The 22,461-nt window shown below is 68.8% G+C and carries 19 protein-coding genes; 7 read left to right on the top strand and 12 right to left on the bottom strand.

The features are described from left to right. The 3 genes from C2U58_RS17280 to C2U58_RS17270 all read right to left on the bottom strand — a co-directional run. Window positions 1-1,119, bottom strand: a 1,119-nt coding sequence (locus C2U58_RS17280) for a M56 family metallopeptidase (RefSeq protein ID WP_216362415.1), incomplete at its 3' end; no start/stop codon positions are given. A 3-nt stretch (window positions 1,120-1,122) separates the two neighbouring features. Beyond that, complete coding sequence (locus tag C2U58_RS17275) at window positions 1,123-1,509, bottom strand: BlaI/MecI/CopY family transcriptional regulator (protein ID WP_070207699.1); 387 nt, start codon at window positions 1,507-1,509, stop codon at window positions 1,123-1,125. A 305-nt stretch (window positions 1,510-1,814) separates the two neighbouring features. Continuing rightward, window positions 1,815-2,912: an SDR family oxidoreductase gene (locus tag C2U58_RS17270; protein ID WP_102946989.1), complete on the bottom strand. Its 1,098-nt coding sequence runs from the start codon at window positions 2,910-2,912 to the stop codon at window positions 1,815-1,817. Window positions 2,913-3,062: 150 nt separating this feature from the next. On the opposite strand from C2U58_RS17270, the gene C2U58_RS17265 reads away from it, so the two are divergent. After that, complete coding sequence (locus tag C2U58_RS17265) at window positions 3,063-3,407, top strand: hypothetical protein (protein ID WP_102946980.1); 345 nt, start codon at window positions 3,063-3,065, stop codon at window positions 3,405-3,407. 41 nt (window positions 3,408-3,448) lie between these two features. Here the strand turns inward: C2U58_RS17265 and C2U58_RS17260 are convergent, their stop codons facing one another. Continuing rightward, the gene (locus C2U58_RS17260; protein WP_102946979.1) at window positions 3,449-4,510 is read right to left on the bottom strand and encodes a DNA topoisomerase IB; all 1,062 of its coding nucleotides are present in this window, start codon (window positions 4,508-4,510) and stop codon (window positions 3,449-3,451) included. A 135-nt stretch (window positions 4,511-4,645) separates the two neighbouring features. On the opposite strand from C2U58_RS17260, the gene C2U58_RS17255 reads away from it, so the two are divergent. The 4 genes from C2U58_RS17255 (at window position 4,646) to C2U58_RS17240 (ending at window position 12,201) form a co-directional block, all read left to right on the top strand. Continuing rightward, window positions 4,646-5,059, top strand: coding sequence for an I78 family peptidase inhibitor (locus C2U58_RS17255; protein WP_102946978.1), 414 nt, complete (start codon window positions 4,646-4,648; stop codon window positions 5,057-5,059). 153 nt (window positions 5,060-5,212) lie between these two features. After that, entirely contained in the window at window positions 5,213-9,667 is a 4,455-nt protein-coding gene (gene gltB, locus C2U58_RS17250) for a glutamate synthase large subunit (protein WP_102946977.1), read from the top strand. Between the two features lie 60 nt (window positions 9,668-9,727). Then, on the top strand, window positions 9,728-11,173 hold the full coding sequence (locus tag C2U58_RS17245; RefSeq protein WP_102946976.1) for an FAD-dependent oxidoreductase: 1,446 nt from the start codon (window positions 9,728-9,730) through the stop codon (window positions 11,171-11,173). Between the two features lie 158 nt (window positions 11,174-11,331). Then, window positions 11,332-12,201, top strand: a complete 870-nt coding sequence (locus C2U58_RS17240) for a methylglyoxal synthase (protein ID WP_102946975.1) — start codon at window positions 11,332-11,334, stop codon at window positions 12,199-12,201. A 117-nt stretch (window positions 12,202-12,318) separates the two neighbouring features. Here the strand turns inward: C2U58_RS17240 and C2U58_RS17235 are convergent, their stop codons facing one another. The 3 genes from C2U58_RS17235 to ttcA all read right to left on the bottom strand — a co-directional run bounded on the left by C2U58_RS17235 (window position 12,319) and on the right by ttcA (window position 14,951). Next, window positions 12,319-13,101: a SprT family zinc-dependent metalloprotease gene (locus tag C2U58_RS17235; RefSeq protein WP_102946974.1), complete on the bottom strand. Its 783-nt coding sequence runs from the start codon at window positions 13,099-13,101 to the stop codon at window positions 12,319-12,321. Window positions 13,102-13,181: 80 nt separating this feature from the next. Next, window positions 13,182-14,087, bottom strand: coding sequence for a recombination-associated protein RdgC (locus C2U58_RS17230; RefSeq protein WP_070207709.1), 906 nt, complete (start codon window positions 14,085-14,087; stop codon window positions 13,182-13,184). A gap of 33 nt (window positions 14,088-14,120) precedes the next feature. Further along, a complete protein-coding gene (ttcA, locus tag C2U58_RS17225) occupies window positions 14,121-14,951 on the bottom strand; it encodes a tRNA 2-thiocytidine(32) synthetase TtcA (protein WP_102946973.1) in 831 nt (276 codons plus the stop codon). A gap of 96 nt (window positions 14,952-15,047) precedes the next feature. Here ttcA and C2U58_RS17220 point away from each other — a divergent pair, with 96 nt between their 5' ends. Then, window positions 15,048-15,251, top strand: coding sequence for a YdcH family protein (locus C2U58_RS17220; protein WP_102946972.1), 204 nt, complete (start codon window positions 15,048-15,050; stop codon window positions 15,249-15,251). On the opposite strand, the gene plsB is transcribed toward C2U58_RS17220, so the two are convergent. The 5 genes from plsB to C2U58_RS17195 all read right to left on the bottom strand — a co-directional run bounded on the left by plsB (window position 15,252) and on the right by C2U58_RS17195 (window position 21,684). Beyond that, complete coding sequence (plsB, locus tag C2U58_RS17215) at window positions 15,252-17,915, bottom strand: glycerol-3-phosphate 1-O-acyltransferase PlsB (RefSeq protein ID WP_102946971.1); 2,664 nt, start codon at window positions 17,913-17,915, stop codon at window positions 15,252-15,254. Beyond that, window positions 17,915-18,895, bottom strand: coding sequence for a hypothetical protein (locus C2U58_RS17210; protein WP_102946988.1), 981 nt, complete (start codon window positions 18,893-18,895; stop codon window positions 17,915-17,917). Before C2U58_RS17210 ends, plsB begins: the two co-directional genes overlap by 1 nt. 119 nt (window positions 18,896-19,014) lie before the next feature. Then, on the bottom strand, window positions 19,015-19,854 hold the full coding sequence (locus tag C2U58_RS17205) for a serine protease (RefSeq protein WP_102946970.1): 840 nt from the start codon (window positions 19,852-19,854) through the stop codon (window positions 19,015-19,017). 190 nt (window positions 19,855-20,044) lie between these two features. Further along, window positions 20,045-20,764, bottom strand: coding sequence for an orotidine-5'-phosphate decarboxylase (pyrF, locus tag C2U58_RS17200; protein ID WP_102946969.1), 720 nt, complete (start codon window positions 20,762-20,764; stop codon window positions 20,045-20,047). Further along, window positions 20,761-21,684 (bottom strand): 5'-nucleotidase, lipoprotein e(P4) family, encoded by a 924-nt coding sequence (locus C2U58_RS17195; RefSeq protein WP_102946968.1) that lies wholly within the window; start codon window positions 21,682-21,684, stop codon window positions 20,761-20,763. Before C2U58_RS17195 ends, pyrF begins: the two co-directional genes overlap by 4 nt. Window positions 21,685-21,795: 111 nt before the next feature. On the opposite strand from C2U58_RS17195, the gene C2U58_RS17190 reads away from it, so the two are divergent. Continuing rightward, window positions 21,796-22,458 carry a DUF480 domain-containing protein gene (locus C2U58_RS17190; protein WP_102946967.1) on the top strand — a complete coding sequence of 221 codons (663 nt, stop codon included), beginning with the start codon at window positions 21,796-21,798 and terminating at the stop codon, window positions 22,456-22,458. Window positions 22,459-22,461 lie beyond the last annotated feature (3 nt).

Below are 22,461 nucleotides of genomic sequence, written 5' to 3'. Positions count from 1 at the left end.
GGCCGGCTTCGGCGCGGCCACGGCCGGCGGCGCAGGCGGTGCAGCGGGGACCGCCGGTGCAGCCGGAACCGCAGGTGCGGCCAACGCAGGCGGTGCCGGCGGCGGCGGCGGAACCGCAGCCACCAGGCGCAGCGGCGCTACGCCGACCAGCACGAACAGCGCGGTCACGCCCACCGACACCACGCGCGGCAACGAACCGGTCTGCTGCAGGGTGAGCAGGCGACGCTTGAGGCTGCGGAAGTTCGGCGAGGCGCTGGCCACGCCGACCGCCGGGCGCGGGGCCACGCCCAGCTGCACCAGCAGGCGGCCGTAGTCGTGGCGGCAGTGTCCGTGGCCTGCAACCACGGCGCTGTCGCAGGCTTCTTCGCGGGCCAGCGCGTATTCGCGCGCGGCCAGGTGCACCAGCGGGTGGAAGAACAGCAGGTGCTGGGCCAGCGAAGGCAGCAGGCCCCACCACAGGTCGCGGCGTTGCAGGTGCACCAGTTCGTGGGTCAGCGCCATGTCCAGGTCGTCGGCGGCCATCGCCGGCAGCTCGCGCGCAGGCAGCAGCAGCACCGGGTTCCACGGACCGATCAGCTGCGGCGAGGTGATCCGTGCGGAGATCTTCAGGTGCGGCGCGCGGGCCAGGCCGTGCGCTTCGGCAGCCAGCTGCAGCGCCTGCTGCAGGCCCGCGTCGGTGCAGGGGGCGGCGCTGCCCACCAGTGCGCGGCTCTGGCGGTAAGCGCGCAGGCTGTGCAGCAGCATCACCAGCACGCCGGCGGCCCACAGCGCGAACAGCGCGGTTTGCCAGCTGGGCACGGGGGACGTCGCGGCGACGAAGGGCGCAGGGTCGGTCGCCACTGCGGCACCGTTCAACTCAAGTTGCACGGGCAGCAGCGGTGCTTCGACCCGCGTTGCCGTCTCGATACCGGGCGCCGGCAGCACCGCCAGTTCCAGCGGGCTGCTCCACACCAGGCCAAGCACGGCCTGCACGGCCACCAGCCACCACAACCGGCAACGGGTGGCGGCCGGCAGGCGCGGCAGCAGGCGGCACACGCCCCACACCAACGCCACCAGCACCGCGCTCTGCACGCTGGTCCAGGCCAGGCGGGTCAGCAGTTCCATCATCTGGGTCTCCATGGCTCAGCCCTCCCGCTTGCGCGACTGGAGCTGGGCGACCAGCGCTTCGAGTTCGGCCAGCTCGGTATCGCTGACCTCGGCCTTGTGCGACATGAAGGCCACGAAGGGGGAGACCGAACCCTGCAGGGTTTTCTCCACGAAGCTGGCAACCGCGCCCTGGACCACGCTGTCCTGTTCGCCGGTGGCCGAGTAGCGGTACACGCCCTCGACCTGCTGGCGCTGCAGGTAGGCCTTGCCGCGCAGGCGTTCCATCATGGTCAGCACGGTCGAGCGGGCCAGGCCGCGCTCCTCGCCGAAGCCGGCCGCCACCTCGCCCACGCTGGCGCTGTTCTGTTCTGCTACGTACTGCAGCAGGGCCAGTTCCTGGTCCCCGATGGTCTTGCCGCGCATGACACTCTCCGATGACTACACGTGTCGTCACCGTGCCAGTGACTACAGTTGTCGTCAAGTGTCGGAGGCTGGGAGCCGACGAACGGTATGGGACCACCTGGGTCGGCCAACGGCCGACGCTACCTTGTCCTCCGGCATTGCGCGCCGGGCCATGCATCCCGACGTCGCCCGTAGTGCCGGCCGCCGGCCGGCTACACGCATCGCCTGAATCGTCCGAGTAGTGCCGGCCGCCGGCCGGCTCCACGGATTGCCGGCATCGTGTGGAGCCGGCCGGCGGCCGGCACTACCGGAATGCGGCACGAGGTTTACCCGTGCGGGCCACCCATGACGGGAAGAATCACACCGCTGATGTAACTCGCCGTCACCGGCGAGGCCAGGAACACGTACGCCGGCGACAACTCTTCCGGCTGCGCGGCGCGGCCCATGTCGCTCTTCTTGCCGAACTCAGCCACGTCGGGCGCCTGTTTGTCGGCCGGGTTCAGTGGGGTCCATACCGGACCCGGGGCCACGGCGTTGACCCGGATGCCGCGCGGCAACAGCTGGCTGGCCAGCGCCTTGGTGAAGGCATGGATGGCGCCCTTGGTCGACGAATAGTCGATCAGCGCCTTGCTGCCGAACAGGCCGGTTTCCGACCCGGTGTTGATGATGCAGTCGCCCTCCTCCAGGTGCGGCAGCACCGCGCGGGCCATCTGGATGTAGCCACCGATGTTGGTCTGCAGCGTCTCCTGCAGGTGCGCGTCTTCCAGGTCTTCCAGCCGTTCGCAGTGCAGCTGGAAGGCAGCGTTGTTGACCAGGATGTCGATGCCGCCGAACGCCTTGGCCACCTGCTTGACCGCCTTGTTGCAGAACTTCGGATCGCGCACGTCACCCGCGATCACCAGGCAGCGCGTACCTTCGGCTTCCACATGCTGGCGGGTGACCTCGGCGTCCTCCTTCTCATCCAGGTGCAGCACCGCCACGTCGGCGCCTTCGCGCGCGAACAGTACGGCCACGGCACGACCGATGCCGGAGTCGCCGCCGGTGATGATGGCGCGCCTGCCCTGCAACTTGCCGCTGCCGACGTAGTCAGGCGCGAGGAATCGTGGGGCGAGATCGAGCGCGTGCTCGTTGCCGGGCTTGGCGATGTTCTGGGCCGGCATGGTTTCAGGCTGCTTGCGGGCGCCGGCCTGGGTGGCTTTCTTCGCCGTCTTTTTCGTCGCCTTCTTGGCAGCGCGCGCATCCTTGGCCTTTTCCTGGTCCTGCAGCCGCCGCTGGCGGGCCGCCACGCGCGCCGCGCGCGGATCGGCGGCGGCCGCCTTGCGGGTGGCGGTCTTTACCACCGGGGTGCGCTCGCGGGCCGGTTTGGCGTCGGTGGCGATCGGCTTGGAGGCAGCGCGTTTACGGGTCTTCTTGGCGGTGGCCATGGTCAACTCCTTCGAATCAGTGCCACTGCAGTGTGGCCACGGCGGCTTTCGCATCTGGTGAATGGCATGTCGCCATGCCGTGACCGGCTTCATCCGCCGCATACGCCTGCGGCGGCATCGTGGAGGCCAGAATCCCGCTGGAGCCCTCCCATGTTGCGTCCCCTGTTTGCCGTTGCCGCACTCACCGCCCTGACCGCCTGCAGCAGCACGCCGATGGCGCAGGTCCAGCCGATCGACGGCGTCATCTCCGGCCAGTGTCATATCGACAAGGTGCGCGGCGCGGTGGGGTTGGCCGCCTCGGCCGCCACCGTGGAGCGCGCCCGCGTGGACAGCGACAGCCTGGAGGTGGTGGTGGTGCGCGGTCAGCGCATGGAAAGTGGGGCGACCGCCAGTGGCGCTGCCAATACGACGCCGGCCGGTGCGGAGAGTGGCGGTGAGCGGCTGACCATTGAGACCGGGCGGACCAACAACATCACGGCGATCTTCTGCGGCTGATCGGCATTGCCGATTACCGCGCGGACACGCATGGCGTGTCTCTACGCAGGTTTTGGCTTTTTTACTGCTTTTCGGGCGGTGCGGAGGAAGCGCAGGGTGGCCTGTTCCCATTGGCGCTCGCCCCGCAGGCCGGCCAGCTTCACCAGGGCGCCGTCGCGCCAGCCGTCGAACACGCTGGGGTCGATGTAGGCCTTGCGGCACACCGCCGGGGTGTTGCCCAGGCGGGCCGCCACTTCGCACACCACCTGCTTCTGCAGCGCGGCCAGCGCGCGTTCGCTGGGCGCTTCGGGTAGCGCGGTCGCGGCGAACTGGCGCAGTGCGGCCATGGTGCCGCCCCAGGTGCGGAAGTCCTTGGCGCTGAAATCCGCGCCCATCGCATCGCGCAGGTAGGCGTTGACCTGGCCGGAGTCCACCGGCTGCACGGTGCCGTCGTCGTCGCGGTACTGGAACAGCGCCTGCCCCGGCAGCTGCTGGCAGCCCTTGATCAGCTTCGCCAGCTGCGTGTCGTCGATCTCCACCTCCTGCTGCTGGCCGGACTTGCCGCGGAAGCGCATGCGCGCGCGACCACCCTTGACCATCTCCAGGTGGCGGTTGCGCAGCGTGGTCAGCCCGTAGGAGCGGTTGTCGCGCGCATACTCGGGGTTGCCGACCCGCACCAGGGTTTCGGCCAGCAGCGCGACCACGATCGCCAGCACCTTGTCCTGCGGATAGCCCGGCAGCTTGAGGTCGCGCCGCAGGCGCCGACGCAGGGTCGGCAGCGCCTGGCCGAAAGCGATCACACGGTCGAACTTGCCGTCGCCGCGCACCCGCGCCCAGTCCGGGTGGTAGCGGTACTGCTTGCGGCGGCGCGCGTCGCGGCCAGTCGCCTGCAGGTGGCCGTTGGCCGAGGCGCAGATCCACACCTCGGTGTAGGCCGGCGGAATCGCCAGCGCCCGGATCCGCGCCAGGGTGGCGGCATCGCGTACCGCATGCCCATCCGCATCGCGGTAACTGAAGCCCTTGCCCGCCTTGCGCCGGGCGATGCCGGGCTGCTCGTCGCTGACGTAACGCAAGCCGGCGTCGCGGGCGGCGGCGGCTTCGGGGGTGGCAAGGCGTGCGGGCATGGTGGCAATGGCAGGGATGGGCCTGCAGTGTGGTCGGCACTGGTGCGGCGCCGCGTCAATAACGCAACACAAACACCTCACACCCTTCTTGACGATATGCTCACCGCCTTACTGGTTATCCCTTCAGGAGTCTCGATGTCGTCCTTGTCGTCCCGCGCGCTGTCCTCCATCGGTCCCAGGCTGCTGGGTGCCGTCCTGCTCCCCACCGTGCTGCTGCTGGGTGCCTGCAAGGCGCCGCCCATGGACGAACAGGACGCCGCCGGCGCGCACGCACAGAAGGCCGCCGAAGAAGCGGCGGCTCCCGCTGATGCCACCGCCGGCAAGGCCACCGAAGCACCGCCGGTCGGCAACTGCGACGCCGAACAGGTGCAGAGCCTGGTCGGCCAGGCCTACACCGACGAACTCGGTGGACAGGCGCAGCAGGATGCCGGCGCCAAGGAGCTGCGCGTGCTCAAGCCAACCGACATGACCACCATGGAATTCGTCGGCGAACGCCTGAACATCGAAGTCGACGAAAAGGGCGTGGTCAGCGGCGTGCGCTGCGGCTGAATTGGCGGGTTTTCAACGGGTTTGGTTGCACCCGCAACCGTGTATTGCGGCGTTGCAACAACTGTGATCTAGTCGAAGCATCCGGTGCCTCCCCATGCGCTCAACGGAGTGAGCGGGGACGAGTGTCGCCGCTCACCCGACTTTGAGGCAGAGATGGCCCCCCGCAACCGCCAAGGGCTTTACGACCCGCAAGACGAACGCGACGCCTGTGGTTTCGGCATGGTCGCGCAACTGGACGACCAGCCGTCACGGCTGCTGGTCGACACCGCGATCGCCGCGCTCTCGCGCATGACCCATCGCGGCGGCGTTGCCGCCGACGGCATCACCGGTGACGGCTGTGGCCTGCTGCTGCGTCGTCCGGATGCCTTCCTGAAAGCGCTCGCGACCGAAGCGGGCATCACCCTCGGCGCGCACCATGCCGCCGGCGTGGTGTTCCTGCCGCACGATGCCAGCGCCGCCCAGGTCTGCCGCGACACCCTCGAACAGCAGCTGCGCGACGCCGGCTGCCAGCCGCTCGGCTGGCGCGTGGTGCCCACTGACCCCAGCGTCTGCGGGCAACTGGCGCGCGACACCCTGCCGCAGATCGAACAGCTGTTCGTCGACGCCGGCCCGGGCCAGGACGAAGCCGCCTTCACCCTCGCCCTGTTCCTGGCCCGCCGCCGAAGCGAACAGCAGCTGCGCGAGCACGCCGATTACTACGTCACCACGCTCAGCCCGAGCTCGATCAGCTACAAGGGCATGGTGCTGCCGGACAAGCTGAGCCGGTTCTACCCGGACCTGCAGCGCAGCGACCTGGCCTCCAGCGCGATCGTGTTCCACCAGCGCTTTTCCACCAACACCCTGCCGCGCTGGCCGCTGGCGCACCCGTTCCGCATGCTCGCCCACAACGGCGAGATCAACACCATCGAAGGCAACCGCCGCTGGGCGCAGGCGCGCAGCAAGGTGTGGAAGTCCCCGCGCTTCGACATCGCGCAGTTCGACCCGGTAATCTCCATGCACGGCTCGGACTCGCAGAGCCTGGACAACATGCTGGAGCTGATGGTCAGCGCCGGCATGGACCTGATCCAGGCGCTGCGCATCCTGGTGCCGCCGGCAACGCAGTCGCTGGAGTTCAAGGACGCCGACCTGGCCGCGTTCTACGAGTTCTACGGGCTCAACAGCGAGCCGTGGGACGGCCCGGCCGGCATCGTCGCCTGCGACGGCCGCTATGCCGCCTGCACCCTGGACCGCAACGGGCTGCGCCCGGCGCGCTGGATGCTCACCTCCGATCGCCACTTCCTGGTCGCCTCCGAAGCGGGCGTGTGGGAAGTGCCGGCCGAACGCGTGGTGCGCAAGGGCAAGCTCGGCCCGGGCGAGATGATGGCCATCGACCTCAAGCGTGGCGACCTGCTCGACTCGGACGCCATCGACCGCATCAACCGTGGCCGCGCGCCGTACAAGCAGTGGTTGCAGCAGGGCGTGACCTACCTGCAGACCGAGCTGATCGACCCCTCGCTGGTCGAAGAGCCGTTCGACGAACGCACCCTGCGCAGTTACCACAAGCTGTTCCAGCTCAGCACCGAGGAAGTGGAGCAGATCCTGCGACCGCTGGCCGAGACCGAGCAGGAAGCCACCGGCTCGATGGGCGACGACACCCCGATGGCGGTGCTCAGCCAGCACAGCCGCCCGCTGTACGACTACTTCCGCCAGGCCTTCGCGCAGGTCACCAACCCGCCGATCGACCCGCTGCGGGAAGACTGCGTGATGTCGCTCACCACCCAGCTCGGCAAGGAGACCAACATCTTCCATGCCGGCGCCGAGACGGTGAACCACGTCATCCTCAACTCGCCGGTGCTCAGCCAGCGCAAACTGCGCCAGCTGATCAAGATGCCGCAGTACGTGGACCGCAACCGCCTGATCGACCTGTCCTACAGCCTGGACGAAGGGCTCAAGGCCGGCATCGAGCGGATCTGCGCCGAAGCCGAAGCCGCCGCCCGCGAAGGCATCGTCATGCTGCTGCTCAGCGACCGCTACCCGGTGGCCGATCGGCCGATGGTGCATGCGCTGCTGGCTACCAGCGCGGTGCACCACCACCTCTCCAACGCCGGCCTGCGCTGCGAGGTGAACCTGATCCTGGAAACCGGCACCGCGCGCGACCCGCACCACATGGCGTGCCTGCTCGGTTTCGGTGCCACCGCGGTGTATCCGTACCTGGCCTACCAGACCCTGTTCGACCTCGGCCGGCGCGGCATCCTGCAGCTGAAGAAGGGCGGCGAGCAGTCGCAGATCGGCCGCAGCTACCGCAAGGGCATCTACAAGGGCCTGTCCAAGATCATCTCCAAGATGGGCATCTGTACCGTGGCGAGCTATCGCGGCGCGCAGCTGTTCGAGATCGTCGGCCTGGACGATGAGGTGGTGGACCTGTGCTTCCCGGAAACGCCATCGCGCGTGGCCGGCGTGGGCTTCGCCCGCCTGGACGACGAGGCCCGCGAGCTCACCGTGCGCGCCTGGAACGACCTGCTGCGCCCGGACGTCGGCGGCGTGCTCAAGTACGTGCACGGCGGCGAGTACCACATGTACAACCCGGACGTGGTCATGACCCTGCAGCGCGCCGCGCGCAGCGGCGATGCCGCCGACTGGCAGCGGTATTGCGAAGCGGTGCACGGCCGCCCGGTCTCGGCGCTGCGCGACCTGTTGCAGCTCAAGGCCGCGCCCACGCCGACCCCGCTGAGCGAAGTAGCACCGGCCGAAGACCTGTTCCGCCGCTTCGACACCGCCGCGATCAGCCTGGGCGCGCTCTCGCCCGAAGCGCACGAAGCGCTGGCCATCGCCATGAACAAGCTCGGCGGGCGCAGCAACTCCGGCGAAGGCGGCGAAGACCCGGTGCGCTATGGCACCCACAAGCGCAGCAAGATCAAGCAGGTCGCCTCGGGCCGCTTCGGCGTCACCGCCGAATACCTGGTCAATGCCGAAGTGCTGCAGATCAAGGTCGCCCAGGGCGCCAAGCCCGGCGAAGGCGGGCAGCTGCCCGGGCACAAGGTCAACGAACTGATCGCGCGGCTGCGTTACGCCAAGCCGGGCATCGGGTTGATCTCGCCGCCGCCGCACCACGACATCTATTCGATCGAAGACCTGGCCCAGCTGATCTACGACCTCAAGCAGGTCAACCCGGACGCGCTGGTGTCGGTGAAGCTGGTCTCGCATGCCGGCGTCGGCACCATCGCCGCCGGCGTGGTCAAGGCTGGCGCCGACCTGATCACCGTGTCCGGCCATGACGGCGGCACCGGCGCCAGCCCGGTCAGCTCGATCCGCTATGCGGGCGTGCCGTGGGAGCTGGGCGTGGCCGAGTCGCACCAGGCGCTGGTCGCCAACGACCTGCGCGGGCGCACCCTGCTGCAGACCGACGGCGGGCTGAAGACCGGCCTGGACGTGATCAAGGCCGCATTGCTGGGCGCGGACAGCTTCGGCTTCGGCACCGCGCCGATGATCGTGCTGGGCTGCAAGTACCTGCGCATCTGCCACCTCAACAACTGCGCCACCGGCGTGGCCACCCAGGACGAGCGCCTGCGCGCGCAGTACTTCACCGGCCTGCCCGAGCGCGTGGAGAACTTCTTCCGGCTGCTGGCCGAAGAAGTGCGTGGCTGGTTGTCGTATCTGGGCGTGCGCTCGCTGGACGAGATCGTCGGTCGCACCGACCTGCTGCAGCAGCTGGAGGTTGCGCCGCGCCCGGGCGTCAAGGTGGATCTGTCGCGCCTGCTCAACCCGGCGCAGTACGCCGGCAGCCACTGCGCCGCGCAGCGCCTGTACGAGTCGCCGGACAGCCTGGCCACGCAGATGGACGGCCTGCTGGCCCCGGCCATTGCCGGCAAGCTCGGCGGCGAGCACCGTTTCCTGATCCACAACACCGACCGCTCGATCGGCACCCGCCTGTCCGGCGCCATCGCCCGCGCGCATGGCAACCAGGGCATGAGCGATGCGCCGCTGACCCTGCGCTTCCGCGGCACGGCCGGGCAGAGCTTCGGCGCGTTCAACGTCGGCGGCCTGCAGCTGGAAGTGGAAGGCGAAGCCAACGACTACGTGGGCAAGGGCATGGCCGGCGGCCGCCTGGTGGTGCGCCCGCCGCGCGGCGCGCGCTTCGAGGCGCGCAACACCGCGATCATCGGCAACACCTGCCTGTACGGCGCCACCGGCGGCGAGCTGTTCGCCGCAGGCCGTGCCGGCGAACGCTTCGGTGTACGCAACTCCGGCGCGCTGGCGGTGATCGAAGGGGCCGGCGACCACTGCTGCGAGTACATGACCGACGGCATCGTGCTGGTGCTGGGCAAGGTGGGCCTGAACTTCGGCGCCGGCTTCACCGGCGGCCTGGCCTATGTGCTGGATATCGACCGCGACTTCGTGGACCGCTACAACCACGAGCTGATCGACATCCACCGCATCTCGGCCGAAGGCTTCGAAAACCATCGCCAGCACCTGCACACCCTGATCAGCCGCCACCGCGAACTCACCGGCAGCATCTGGGCCCAGCAGATCCTCGACGAGTTCCGCGACTACGTCGGCAAGTTCTGGCTGGTCAAACCCAAGGCCGCCAGCATCGAATCGCTCACCGAATCGTTGCGCCGTGCCGCGTAGCGGCACGAACCCCGTAGTGCCGGCCGCTGGCCGGCAACCACCAGGAATCCAGAGCAAGCCATGAGCCGCAAGCAAGCCTTCCAGTTCCTCGACCTGCCCCGGACCATGCCGCAGCGCATCCCGGTGGAGCTGCGCACCTCCGGCGACTGGGGCGAGCTGTACGGCAAGTTCGGCAAGGAAGACGCCCAGTACCAGGCCGGTCGCTGCCTGGACTGCGGCAACCCGTACTGCAGCTGGAAGTGCCCGGTGCACAACGCCATTCCGCAGTGGCTGCAGCTCGTGCAGGAAAACCGCATCCACGAAGCGGCCACGCTGTGCCATTCCACCAACCCGCTGCCGGAAGTGTGCGGCCGGGTGTGCCCGCAGGACCGCCTGTGCGAAGGCAGCTGCACGCTGGAAGAGTTCGGCGCGGTCACCATCGGTGCGGTGGAGAAGTACATCGTCGACACCGCCCTGGCCACCGGCTGGCGCCCGGACATGGGGGCGGTGGAAAGCACCGGCAAGCGCGTGGCGGTGATCGGTGCCGGCCCGGCCGGGCTGGCGTGTGCCGATCGCCTTGCGCATGCCGGCGTACAGGCGGTGGTGTACGACCGCTACGAACAGATCGGCGGCCTGCTGCAGTTCGGCATTCCCAGTTTCAAGCTGGACAAGTCGGTGATCAGCCGTCGCCGCAACGTGCTTGAAGGCATGGGCGTGCAGTTCCGGCTGGGCGTGGAGATCGGCCGCGACATCACCCTGGACACCCTGCTGGCCGACTACGACGCCGTGTTCGTCGGCACCGGCGCCTACCGCTACACCGACGGCGGGCTGCCCGGGCAGGACCTGAAGAATGTGCTGCCGGCACTGCCGTTCCTGGTGCAGAACAGCCGCATCGTCGGTGGCAGCGACGCGCACGGCCGGCCGATTGCCGGCTGGGAAGACACCCTCGCCCTGCCTGACCTGGAAGGCAAGCGCGTGGTGGTGCTGGGCGGCGGCGACACCGGCATGGACTGCGTGCGCAGCGCGGTACGGCTGGGCGCGGCACGGGTCACCTGTGCCTACCGTCGCGATGAAGCAAGCATGCCGGGTTCGGCGCGCGAAGTGGCCAATGCGCGCGAAGAAGGCGTGCGTTTCCTGTTCAACCGCCAGCCGTTGTCGATTGAAGCCGGTGCCGACGACGAAGCGATCGGCGTGACCGTGGTGGAAACGCATCTGGGCGAACCCGATGCACAGGGTCGCCGCAATGCGGTGCCGATCGAAGGCAGCGAATCTTTGCTGGAAGCGGACGTGGTGATCATCGCGTTCGGCTTCTCGCCCACCGCACCGGAATGGCTGACCGCGCAGGGCGTGGAGGCAGCCAGCAACGGCCGCATCCTGGCCGGCGGTAGTGGGCGTCTGCCCTTCCAGACCGCGCACCCGAAGTTGTTCGCCGGCGGCGACGCGGTGCGCGGTGCGGACTTGGTGGTGACCGCCGTGGCGGAAGGGCGGGATGCTGCGGCGAGTATCGTCGCGTTGGTCAGCGCTTGATCGGGGTATCGGGCACCGCCTGGGACACGCATGGCGTGTCTCTACGCGGTGCCCGTCAGCGTAGCGACACGCCATGCGTGTCCCACGGACTGCCGGACGCGAACCAGACACCCAACGCCCCCTAGAATGTTGCAACACCACCCCGCTGAAGGACTCCCATGCGCATCGGCCTGGCCGCCAACCGGCTGCATCACCACGACAGGCACGCGGCACTGTTCCGCTGGCTCGGCCCCTGCGAGGCCGGCCTGCGCGAGTTGGGGGTGGAACTGCATGCGGTAGGCCGCACCTTCGACGCGATCCAGCGCTTCGGCTTCCTCAAGGACCTGGAGGCGCTGCGCCGCTATCCGAACGGCCGCGAGGGCGGTCTGATGAAGCTGGTGGCCGAGGTCGTCGGCATGGGCACCCCGGAACGCACCCTTGACGGGGCGATCTACCTGATGGACCCGGTCGATCCCTCCTCGGTATTTCCCGAAGCCACCGCGCTCAAGCGCCAGTGCGTGATCCACGGCAAGCCCTTCATCTCCACCGTGGCCACCGCGCGCGACTGGATCGAGGTGGAACGCCTGCACGCCGCACTGGCACCGGACCCCGGTGCCGACGACCTGCATGCGTTCGGGCAACACACCCTGGCCCTGATCGCGCACGACGCGATGAAGCCGGCCATGCTGGCGTTCGCCGATGAACATTTCGACGTGTTGTCCCGCTTCCGCAGCCGGGTCGGCACCGGCACCACCGGCCAGCGCCTCAACGAGCTGGCCTGGAGCCGCGGCTGGGCCAAGGACAGCGAATGGGTGACCCGCTACCAGAGCGGCCCGATGGGCGGCGACGCACAGATTGCCGACCAGGTGCTCGAAGGCCGCTGCCAGCGCGCGATCTTCTTTGAAGACCCGCACGTGGCGCGCCAGCACGAGGCCGACATCCAGCTGCTCGAGCGCGCGGTGACCACCGTGACCGACCAGGCCGTGTGCATCACGGCACCGCGTGTTGCGGCACGCTGGGCGCAGGCGGCCGCACTGCGCGTGCGCTGACCGCGACAGGTCCATCCTCACGGTCTGGGCTGGCAAAGCCGTGCACCCCCTGCCCGCGCCGCATGAGCGGCGGGCGCCGACATACCGCGGCGCCGGCCAGCCACGCAGGGCGTGGCTCTACAGGAGTTGCCTCAGCATGGCTTTGAGCCTGCGCCCTTCCAGCTGGAAGTAATCCCGCTCCTCCCGCCACGCCGGGAACCGCTGCTCCACCTCGGCCCAGAACGCAGGCGAATGGTTCGGCTGGATCAGATGGCAGAGCTCATGGACCAGCACGTACTCGAACGCCGAAGGCCGGCCCAGCACCAGCGCCAGGTCCAGTGCCATGCTGCCGTCCGGGGCCAGCGAGCCCCACTGCGATGACATCACCTTCAGCCGCAGCCGGGCCGGCGCGCGCGGCAGGTCCGGCAGGTAACGCGGCAGCCACTGGCCGACATCGGCGCGGGTCTGCGCTTCGTAGAATTCGCGCAGCGTGCGGCGCACCGTGGCCTCGGTGCCACGCGCTGGCAGGTGCATGCAGGCACCGTCCATATCGAGTTCCAGGTGCGCATAGCGACCCGTTTCCCAGCGCAGCGGCAACAGCTCCCCGCGCAGCGGCAGCAGCCCGGGTTCGCCGATCACCAGCGGCGGCGGCAGGTTGGTCGACTGGTAGTTGCGCAGCTGCGCGGACAACCAGTCACGATGCTGCTGCAGGAAGCGTTCGCCCATCACCAGGCTGGCGCGCGGCGGCAGGGTCAGGCGCACGCCGCGTTCGTCCACGCTCAGCTTGATACGGCGCGCACGCGGATCGCGCACGCGCAGCACCTCGATCTCGGCGTCGTCCTCCAGCCGCAGGCGCACGGTGTCGCGCTGCAGGGTCGGGGCGGCGGCCGGGGAAATCAGGCGGCGGAGGAAGCCAGGCATGGGGATAGCATAGCGCCCGCAGCGGCGCGGACCTGACTGCGAGGTGCAGCGGGGCAGGGCCCCGCTCTACCGGCTGTTGGTCAATCCGCCTTGCTGAGCTTGAACGCCTCTTCCAGCAGCAGGAACAGGCGGCGCACTTCGCCGCTCTGCAGCGCGAAGCGGGCGTCCAGTTCGGCGCGGCGGCCGTCTTCGTCGGCGTGCTCGAGCTGGTCCAGGGCGCCGTCCAGGAACTTCAGCTTGCGTACGATCAGGTCATCGCCCAGCACGAAGGACAGGTTGTCTTCGAACACCAGGGCCAGCTTGGTGACCTGCTTGCCGGCGTCCAGGTGCTTGTCGATCTCGTCGCAGCGCAGTTCCTGGTGCTGGCACTTGACCACCGCGCCACCCTCCGCCGGGTCCTTCATCTCGCACTCTTCGCCCAGGCTCAGCCCGGTCGGCAGCGGTTCGCCGGCGATCCAGCCGGTGAGGATCGAGCGTGGCGCCACTTCGGCGTTCAGCGGCATGGCCGGGAAGCTGCCGAGCAGGCCCCGGATGTCGGACATCATGTTCTCGCCCTTCTTGCTGCTCGAGCAGTCCACCGCCACGAAACCGTGGGTCAGGTCGACCAGCGCGTCGGTGCGCGAGCTCTTCACGAAGGCGCGCGGCATCAGTTCGTGCAGCAGGTCGTCCTTCATGCGCTTGCGCTCGCGGCCGCCCGGCTTGCGCCCTTCCTTTTCTTCGATCTCTTCCAGCTTGCGCGCCAGCAGGTCGTTGACCACCGCGCCCGGCAGGATCTTGTCCTCACCGCCCACGGTCAGCCACAGCGCGTCGCCGACGCGGTGCGAGAACACGGCCTTTTCTTCACGGCCGAACGGGGAAATGAAACCGCGCGAACTCATTTCCAGCGGGCCTACCGGCTTGAGCAGCACCTGGGGCAGCAGGGTGTCGACTTCGGAAAAATCGGTGGCGGTGGGGAAGCGGAACAGGGTCAGGTTGCGAAAGAACATGGAATTCCGGAATAAGGGCGTGAAAAGGAAAGGTCAGGGGGTGCGGCCCAGCGCCATGAAGTCGAACAGCGTCGGGTCGGCCAGCTGCGAAGGATGGATGTTGCCCAGCGCGCGCGCGATCTGGTCGATCCGCCCGGGATGCTGGTCTTCCCATTGCTGCAGCATCTGCGCTACCTGGCGGCGCTGCAGGTTGTCCTGGCTGCCGCACAGCGTGCACGGAATGATCGGGAACTGGCGCGCCTGCGCGTAGTCCTCGATGTCGCGTTCACTGACGTAAGCCAGGGGACGGATCACTACGTGCTGCCCATCATCGCTGCGCAGCTTGGGCGGCATGGCCGAGAGCTTGGCGTGGTGGAACAGGTTGAGGAAGAAGGTGGCCACGCTGTCGTCGCGGTGGTGGCCCAGCGCGACCTTGCTGAAGCCGTTTTCGGCGGCGTGCCGGTACAGTGCGCCCCGGCGCAGCCGCGAGCACAGCGAACACATCGTGCGGCCCTCCGGGATCACCCGGCTGACCACCGAATAGGTGTCCTGCTCGATGATCTGGTACGCCACGCCGATCGAGGCCAGGTACTCCGGCAGCACGTGTTCGGGGAACCCGGGCTGCTTCTGGTCCAGGTTGACCGCGACCAGTTCGAAGGCGACCGGGGCCTTCTTCTGCAGCTGCAGCAGCATGTCCAGCAGGGTGTAGCTGTCCTTGCCGCCGGACAGGCAGACCATGATGCGGTCGCCGTCCTCGATCATGCCGAAGTCGGCGATCGCCTGGCCCACCTGGCGGCGCAGCCGGCGCGTCAGCTTGTCCTGCGCGGCCGCGTCCGCGCGTGGCGCGCGCGGGGTGGGATCGAGCAGGGGCAGGACCGAAGGCATCCGGCCATTCTACCGGCTCGGCAGGTTGGCGGCCGGGACCGGGAAGTGACTGCGTTCACCCCCGCCGGTCACACGCAGTGTGTATGCTCGGAGGCTGTGGATACCTATACGCCCGAACAGATCGCCGAACGTCTGCAGGTTCTCCGCAGGGAGCACCGTGAGCTGGATACGGAGATCGAACGCATGGCCGCCAATGGCGAGGATGAGCTGGAAGCCAAGCGCCTGAAACGGCGCAAGCTGCAGCTCAAGGACTGCATTGCCAAGCTGGAGGACATGCAGATTCCGGACGAGCCAGCCTGATCAATCCACCGCGACCGGCTCTTCCGGCTTGGCCGCTTCCGGGCTGACCCGTTCGATCGTGTGGCGCAACTCGCGGCCCAGGATGAACTTGGCGTCCTTGGCCCAGGCGTCCAGGCGTTCGTCGAACAGCAGCTTGCTGTTCTCGTCCGGCCACACCAGGCGCAGCTCGCGCAGCTTCTGGATGAAGCCCCGGAACAGGGTGCGGTCGAAGAACTCCGGCGCGGCCGGTGCGTACAGCAGGCTCAGGCGCTGCGCCGCCTGCTGGCACAGGCTTTCCAGCTCGGCCGCACCCAGCGTGCCCGGGCCGTTCTTGACCAGCACCGAAATGGCGATGTAGTAGCGCTCGAATGCCTGCTGCAGCGAATGGCCGATCGCACGCAGGCGGAACACCTCGTCGGTCTGCCCGGTGTTGCGCGCCAGGATGCCACCGTCGTCGTCGTTGACGTTCTGCAGCAGCCCCTCGCGCACGAACACCGCGATGGTCTGCTCGATGCGCTGGGCGAACTGGTCTTCGGTCCACGGCAGGAACAGCTCGGCCTGCAGGAACGGGTACACGGTGCGACCCAGCTGCACCAGCCCGGTGCGGCTCATGCGGCGGTTGTTCTGGAAGCAGCATGCCACCCACGACGACGCGGTGAACAGGTGGATCACGTTGTTGCGGAAGTAGCTCAGCAGCACCGCGGTATCGCCGCTCACGCTGAGCACGTCACCCAGCGGATGCTTGATGCGGGTGAGGACGTTGATCTCCTCGGCGTGCGCGATGATCCGCTCCGGCGAATGCGGGGTCACCGTGACCCGGTCCGAATACGGCATTTCCACCAGCAGCGTCTTGCACAGCTCGATCTGCGCGATCAGGTCGGCCTCGCCCATCGCGTGCTTGGGCGTGGACAGCAGCGCCAGCGCCAGCAGGTTGATCGGGTTGACGTCGGCCGCGCCGTTGATGTGCACCTGGATGCGTTCGGCCAGGTGGTCCACCGTGCCCGACAACCAGGCCGGCTTCTCGTCTTCGGCCACCGGCGCGCCGTCCCATTCCGGCGCCTGGCGGGCCAGCACGTCGTTGAGCGCGATCGGCTCGCCGAAGTTCACCACCACCTGGCCGTAGTTCTGTTTGAGTACCTTGGGAATGGACCACAGCAGCTGCCAGATCGATTCCTTCTCCTTCGGCCGGCCGGACAGTTCGTCCAGGTAACTGCCGCCTTCCATCAGCTTTTCATAGCCGATGTACACCGGCTGGAACAGCACCGGCTTGCGCGGCTGGCGCAGGAACGCGCGCAGCGTCATCGAAATCATGCCGCCCTTGGGCTGCAGCAGGCGTCCGGTACGCGAACGCCCGCCTTCGACGAAGTACTCGATCGAATAGCCACCGGCCACCAGCTGCGCCACGTACTCGCTCAGCACCGCCGAGTACAGCGCGTTGCCGCGGATCGAACGACGGATGAAGAACGCGCCGCCCTTGCGCAGCAGCGTGCCCACCACCGGCAGGTTGAGGTTGATGCCGGCCACGATGTGCGGCGGCACGATGCCGCGGTCGTACAGCAGGTAGGACAGCAGCAGGTAGTCCATGTGGCTGCGGTGGCTGGGCACGTACACCACTTCATGGCCCGGCGCGGCGGCCTTGAACTTGTCCAGGTGGTGGACCAGCACGCCGGCGTAGATGCGGTTCCAGACATGGCTGAGCATGAAGCTGGCCGAACGCACCACCGGGCTGGAGTAGTCGGCGGCGATTTCCCAGGCGTAGGCGTGCGCCTTCTTCCAGGCGTCGGCCGGCTTGGTGTTGTCGCGCTTTGCCTGCGAGGCGATCGCCTCGCGCACGGTGTCCGCTTCCAGCACCTTGTCCACCAGCAGGCGGCGGGTGGACAGGTCCGGCCCGATCACCGATTCGCGGATGCGGCGGAAGTGGGTGCGCAGCACGCGCTGCAGCTTGCGCACGGTGCGCTCGGGGTCCAGCCCCTCGTCCACGGTGGCACGCAGGGAGATCGGCGGGGCGAACCGCACGATGGTGCTGCGGCCGTTGAGCAACACCGCCAGCAGGCGGCGGAAGCGGCCCACCAGCGCCCAGTTTTCCGAGAACAGCACCGCGAACCAGCCGCTCTGCTTGTCCGGGGCGCGGCCGACGAAGATCGACACCGGCACCAGGTTCACGTCCAGCTCGCCGCGCGCGCGGTGCGCCTGCAGGACCTTGGCGAGCGAATCGGAATGGGTCTTGGCGCCACGCTGCTCGGGAATCAGCGAATTGCTGCTGCTCCGACGCGACAGCGCCAGATAGGCGCGCCTGCGCCCGGTCGGGTCGCCGGCAATGGGCACCAGCGGCGAGGGCAGGCCGGCTTCACGGCAGGCCTTGTCCAGGATCAGCGCATTGGAAAGACCATAGTCTTCCAGCACATAGACCACCGGGCGGCCGTCGTCGTACTGGCCGGGGTGTTCGGGTTCGATCTTGAGCGAGAGCCACGGTTCGACCAGCCGGCCGAGCAGGCGCGCCCACCACGGGCGTCGTCCGGACGGGGCGCGGGCCACGGCGCCCACCGGGCTCGGCACGATCGCGGCCGGGTCGGTGGCGGCTGCGGACGCAGGCGCGGTGTCGGGCGACGCGGACGGGGCGTCCGGCGTCTTGGGCGGCTCTTCGCCGGGGAAAGGCAGGGGATTCTGGTTCGGCATCGGCTTCATTATGGCTTAGCCGGTGCAGAAGCACCGTCCTTGACCTGTGCGGCGGCCTCTGCTTCGGCGGCCTGGCGGGCGTCGTGTTCAGCTTTGGCGGCGTCGGCGGCGGCCGCTTCATCTGCGGCGGCCAGCAGCGCGTCGGTTTCTTCCAGGGTGCGCGCCAGGTACCAGTGACCGTCGCGGCGGGCCATGCGCAGCTGGGCGTCGATCTGCTCGCCGGCCAGCGGGTACTGGATCCGCACCACTGCGCTGTCGCCCTGCTGGGACACCAGTTCGCCCTGCACGCCGGTCAGCGCCGCATCCAGCGAAAGCCCGTAACTGGCCAGCGCGGTCTTGAACGCCTTGGCGAACGGTCCCAGCCGGCGCAGGCTGTCTTCCATGCCGGCCGCCTGCAGCTGGGCGTCGGTGGACAGCCCGGCGGTGCGCGCGGTGGCGGTCAGCAGGGTGATGGTGGTCTTCGCGCGCTGCTTGTCGGTCAGCGGTGCGGCGGCGGCCCAGCGGCTCAGCACGTCCACCACCTGGCTGTAGTGGGCGCGCTCGGTGTCGCTGTAGTCGGTCTGGTTGCGCAGGTACTGCACGCCAAACAGGCCCATCGAGTGCGCGGCCTGGCGCACGCCGGTGGCCTGCCCGGCAATCTGGGTATCGAAGGACCGCTGCAGGCGCTGCGGGGCCTCCGGCGCCGAGAGCGCGGCCAGCATCGGCAGCAGCTGCCCGTCCAGCGGCAGGTCGGTCAGCGGCCAGCGGCTGTGGCCGTCCGCCCAGGCCGCCTGCAGGCGGGTGTACTGGGCCGGGGGCACCGACGCGTGGGCGTAACCGACCAGGTCGTTCCCAGCCACGTGGCGGGCGATCTGCTGCAGCGCCGCCACCGGCTCGGCGGCCGGCTTGTCCGGGTCGATCGCATCGCGCTTGCACGCGCCCAGCAGCACCAGGCCGCACAGCGAGAGCGTCATCACCCAGGGTCGGCAGCGCCCCGTCATCAATGGCATGGACATGAATTCGGACTTCCCCGGACCGGTCCGCATCTTGCGGCCTGCGCATTACAGCGGCAAGCCACCTTGCCCGCAGAACGGGCAAGGTGCTCATAACGCATTGTTTTCACTTGGATTCAGTCACGCGTCCAGGTGGTCTGGATGAAGTCGCGCACATAGCCCTGCGACAGCCGCGCATACACCCCGGGCAGGTCCGGCAGGGCACAGCCTTCGCCCCAGCTGACCGTGCCCAGCACCGTCCAGCCGGTCTTCCGCTTCACCAGCAGCGGCCCGCCGGAGTCGCCCTGGCAGCTGTCGATGCCCTCGGTGCCGGCACAGATCACGCTGCCCGCCTGCAGCCCGGGGTAGGCCTCGCGGCAGGTCTTGAAGGGCACGAACGGGGCCTGCACGGTCTGCAGTACGGTGGGCCGGGCGTCGCCGGGGAATTCGGTCACGCCCCAGCCGATCACGGTGAAGGCGCGCCCCGGCCGCAGCCAGGCGCTGTCGCGGCCCAGCATCGGCTCGGCGGTTTCCACCCCGTTGATCGGCCGCTTGAGCTGGATCAGGGCCACGTCGTTGATCAGGTCCTCGGCGTCATACGCCGGGTGGACATGGATCGCCTTGATGTTGGAGGTGCGGCGGCGCGGCGTGGTGTCCAGGGTGTGCCCCACCAGCACCGCCAGCTGCGGCGGCAGCATGCCGTCCACGCAGTGCGCGGCGGTCAGCACCCAGGAGGGCGAGATCAGGGTGGCGCCGCAGCGGTGCCGGTCGCGGTCGCTGTCGCCGCGGTGCAGCGACTGCAGGCTGGCCATGAAGGGGTACTGACCAGGTTCGGCGTCGGTACCGCCGATGATGCGCGGGGACGTGTCCGGGTCGGGGGCGGCCCGCGCCACGCCTGAAACGAGAAGGGCAACAGCGACAGATGCCGCGGAAAGTGTCAGGCCGAACATCCCGGCCGAGCGGTAACCAATACGCATACAGCAACTCCTTTGCGAAAAGTGGAATCAACAGGCACGGCGCAGAACAGCGCGTGCCCGTCCGATTCGACGGCAAAGCAGCCGGGCCGACTGCGTGGTCGGTCCCGTTTTGACAACGCCGGCAGGCTGCCGGCGATTGATGTTTCCGATCCTGCGAACCAGCGCAAGTCGATACCGCGACGCAGTTCCGTCAGCGGCGTGCGCTGCGGATCTCATCCTGGATCGCCAGCGCCGCCGCGCGTGGATCGGCCGCGAGGCGGATCGGGCGACCGACCACGATCGCGTCGGCGCCGTCGGCAAACGCCTGGGCCACGCCCACGGTGCGCTTCTGGTCATCGCCGACCGGGCCGCCCGGGCGGATGCCGGGGCACACGATCGAGAAACCGGTACCGGTGGCAGCGCGGATCGGACCGGCTTCCTGGCCGGAGGCGATCACGCCGTCGATGCCTGCGGCCTGGGCGGCCAGCGCGCGCTCGACCACCACCTCCACCGGCTCGCGGTCGATGCCCATGCCGCGCAGGTCGTCACGGCCCATCGAGGTCAGCACGGTCACCGCCAGCAGGCGCATGTCGCTGCTGTTGGCGGCTGCGCAGGCCTCCATCATGGCCGGGTGCCAGCCGTGGATGGTGGCGTAGCTCACCGGCCACTGCGACAGGCGCTTGATGACGGCAGCCGCGGTGGCCGGGATGTCGAAGAACTTCAGGTCCACGAACACGCGCTTGTCGCGCGCGGCGAGCGCGTCCAGCACCTGGAAGTACTCGCCCGAGGCGAGCAGCTCCATGCCGATCTTGTAGAACGACACCGCATCGCCCAGCCGGTCCACCCACGCCAGCGCTTCCTCGCGGCCCGGTACGTCGAGCGCGAAGATCAGGCGCTCGTCATCGCGCAGCGGCAGCGGGGCGCGGCTCACGGTGCGTAGTCCAGCGCGGCACGCTTGGCGTCGTGGCGGGCCTGGCGCGACTGCGTGTAGTCGTTGTTGAACTGGGCCGGCTCGAATCCGCCGTAGGTCGGGTTGGGCAGCATCCACCAGCGCTCGCCGAACCAGTCGTGGTACTGCTGCAGCAGGGCGTCGCGGCCTTCGTTGGTGTTGACGGTGACTTCCACGAAGTCACCCAGCTGGTCGCCGAACTGCATCAGCACGCGATAGTTCTGACCGGCCAGGCGGCGGCGGCAGTTCTTTTCGCTGCCGGCCTGCTCGCAGTCCTTGACGACGGTGCCCAAGCCCAGGAACACGCTGTCGTCGGCCACCGGCAGGCCTTCGGCGCGCAGGTTGGCCAGGGTGGCCTCCTTCAGGTGCACGGCGCGGTTGGAGATGTACAGCAGGGTCACGCCCTTGGCGTTGGCCGCCTTGGCGAAGTCGACCACACCTGGAATGGCCTTGGCCTTCTTCTCGGCGACCCACTGGTCCCAGGTCATTTCGTCGTATTCATTGCCGTCGCGGACCAGGCGCGCCTGGTAGGGCGAGTTGTCCAGCACGGTTTCGTCCACGTCCAGCACCACGGCCGGCTTCAGGCCCTTGGCGGCGTTGCCGCGCTCTTCAGGCACCAGCGCGTCCCAGTTGGCTTCCTTCAGCGCCTTGTCCAGGTGGTCGGCAGCGGCGCGATAGGTCTGCTCGGTGATCGCCCGGTATTCCTGCGAACGCTGCATCCACAGCACGGCATTGAGGTTGTCGTTGGCGGCCACGGCGGCGTCGCCCTTGGCGGCCGGGGCGGCAGCGGCCGCAGCGGGGGCCGGGGCCGCCGCATCGGCGGGGGCTTCGGTGCGCTTGCACGCGCCGAGCGCGATCACGGCACAGGCAAGCACGGACAGGGAAACAGCGTTACGACGCATGGGGATCACCAGTACTGGGTAGCGCCAGTTTACCGGCTTGGCCGCCTGCGTTCATGCCTCCGGCGGGGCTCGGCTATGCTGCACGCCCCACAAAGCCCCCGGAGCGCAGCCATGACCGACGACACCCAGACCCCCGCCCTGCCCGTGCTCAGCGCGGCCCAGGCCCGCGCGTTGGGCTGCCTGATCGAGAAGGAAGCCACCACGCCGGACGCCTACCCGCTGACCGTGAATGCCACCCAGGTGGCGGCCAACCAGAAGACCGCGCGCGAGCCGGTGATGCAGCTGTCGGCCGGCGACGTGCACCACGCGCTGCGCCAGCTGGAAACGCTGGGCCTGGCGCGGCAGCAGTTCTCCTCGCGTGCCGAGCGGTTCGAGCACCGCACCGCCACCGCGCTGGACCTGACCCGGCAGCAGTTGGCGATCCTGGGCCTGTTGCTGCTGCGGGGCCCGCAGACGGTGAACGAACTGCAGACCCGCAGCGAGCGCCAGTTCCAGTTCCAGGACGCCGACGAAGTCCGCCACCACGTGGAGCGCATGATCCAGCGTGGCCTGGCGGTGCAGGTGCCGCGCGCCGGCGGGCAGCGCGAAGACCGGTACATGCATCTGCTGTGCGGGCCGGTGGATGTTGAAGCGCTGGCGGAGGCGTACAAGGGCGCGTCCAGCGGAAGCGGTGGCGGCAACGCCGCACTGGAAGCGCGCGTGCAGGAGCTGGAGAACGTCGTGGCGACGTTGCAGGAGCAGATGGCGGAATTGCGGTCGCAGTTGGGCGGTTGACGC

The sequence above is a fragment of the Stenotrophomonas sp. VV52 genome, assembly GCF_002893095.1.
GTDB lineage: Bacteria > Pseudomonadota > Gammaproteobacteria > Xanthomonadales > Xanthomonadaceae > Stenotrophomonas > Stenotrophomonas aracearum.
Note: the sequence above shows the minus strand (reverse complement) of the source record. Positions and strands in the feature narration are given on the sequence as shown.

Excerpts from the sequence above, each read along its gene's own strand:
- C2U58_RS17240 (WP_102946975.1), top strand. The coding sequence starts at position 11,332 with ATGCGCATCGGCCTGGCCGCCAACCGGCTGCATCACCACGACAGGCAC.
- C2U58_RS17275 (WP_070207699.1), bottom strand. The coding sequence starts at position 1,509 with ATGCGCGGCAAGACCATCGGGGACCAGGAACTGGCCCTGCTGCAGTAC.
- C2U58_RS17260 (WP_102946979.1), bottom strand. The coding sequence starts at position 4,510 with ATGCCCGCACGCCTTGCCACCCCCGAAGCCGCCGCCGCCCGCGACGCC.
- C2U58_RS17265 (WP_102946980.1), top strand. The coding sequence starts at position 3,063 with ATGTTGCGTCCCCTGTTTGCCGTTGCCGCACTCACCGCCCTGACCGCC.
- plsB (WP_102946971.1), bottom strand. The coding sequence starts at position 17,915 with ATGAAGCCGATGCCGAACCAGAATCCCCTGCCTTTCCCCGGCGAAGAG.
- C2U58_RS17270 (WP_102946989.1), bottom strand. The coding sequence starts at position 2,912 with ATGGCCACCGCCAAGAAGACCCGTAAACGCGCTGCCTCCAAGCCGATC.
- C2U58_RS17245 (WP_102946976.1), top strand. The coding sequence starts at position 9,728 with ATGAGCCGCAAGCAAGCCTTCCAGTTCCTCGACCTGCCCCGGACCATG.
- ttcA (WP_102946973.1), bottom strand. The coding sequence starts at position 14,951 with ATGCCTTCGGTCCTGCCCCTGCTCGATCCCACCCCGCGCGCGCCACGC.
- gltB (WP_102946977.1), top strand. The coding sequence starts at position 5,213 with ATGGCCCCCCGCAACCGCCAAGGGCTTTACGACCCGCAAGACGAACGC.
- C2U58_RS17230 (WP_070207709.1), bottom strand. The coding sequence starts at position 14,087 with ATGTTCTTTCGCAACCTGACCCTGTTCCGCTTCCCCACCGCCACCGAT.
- C2U58_RS17235 (WP_102946974.1), bottom strand. The coding sequence starts at position 13,101 with ATGCCTGGCTTCCTCCGCCGCCTGATTTCCCCGGCCGCCGCCCCGACC.
- C2U58_RS17205 (WP_102946970.1), bottom strand. The coding sequence starts at position 19,854 with ATGCGTATTGGTTACCGCTCGGCCGGGATGTTCGGCCTGACACTTTCC.
- C2U58_RS17210 (WP_102946988.1), bottom strand. The coding sequence starts at position 18,895 with ATGCCATTGATGACGGGGCGCTGCCGACCCTGGGTGATGACGCTCTCG.
- C2U58_RS17255 (WP_102946978.1), top strand. The coding sequence starts at position 4,646 with ATGTCGTCCTTGTCGTCCCGCGCGCTGTCCTCCATCGGTCCCAGGCTG.
- C2U58_RS17190 (WP_102946967.1), top strand. The coding sequence starts at position 21,796 with ATGACCGACGACACCCAGACCCCCGCCCTGCCCGTGCTCAGCGCGGCC.
- C2U58_RS17195 (WP_102946968.1), bottom strand. The coding sequence starts at position 21,684 with ATGCGTCGTAACGCTGTTTCCCTGTCCGTGCTTGCCTGTGCCGTGATC.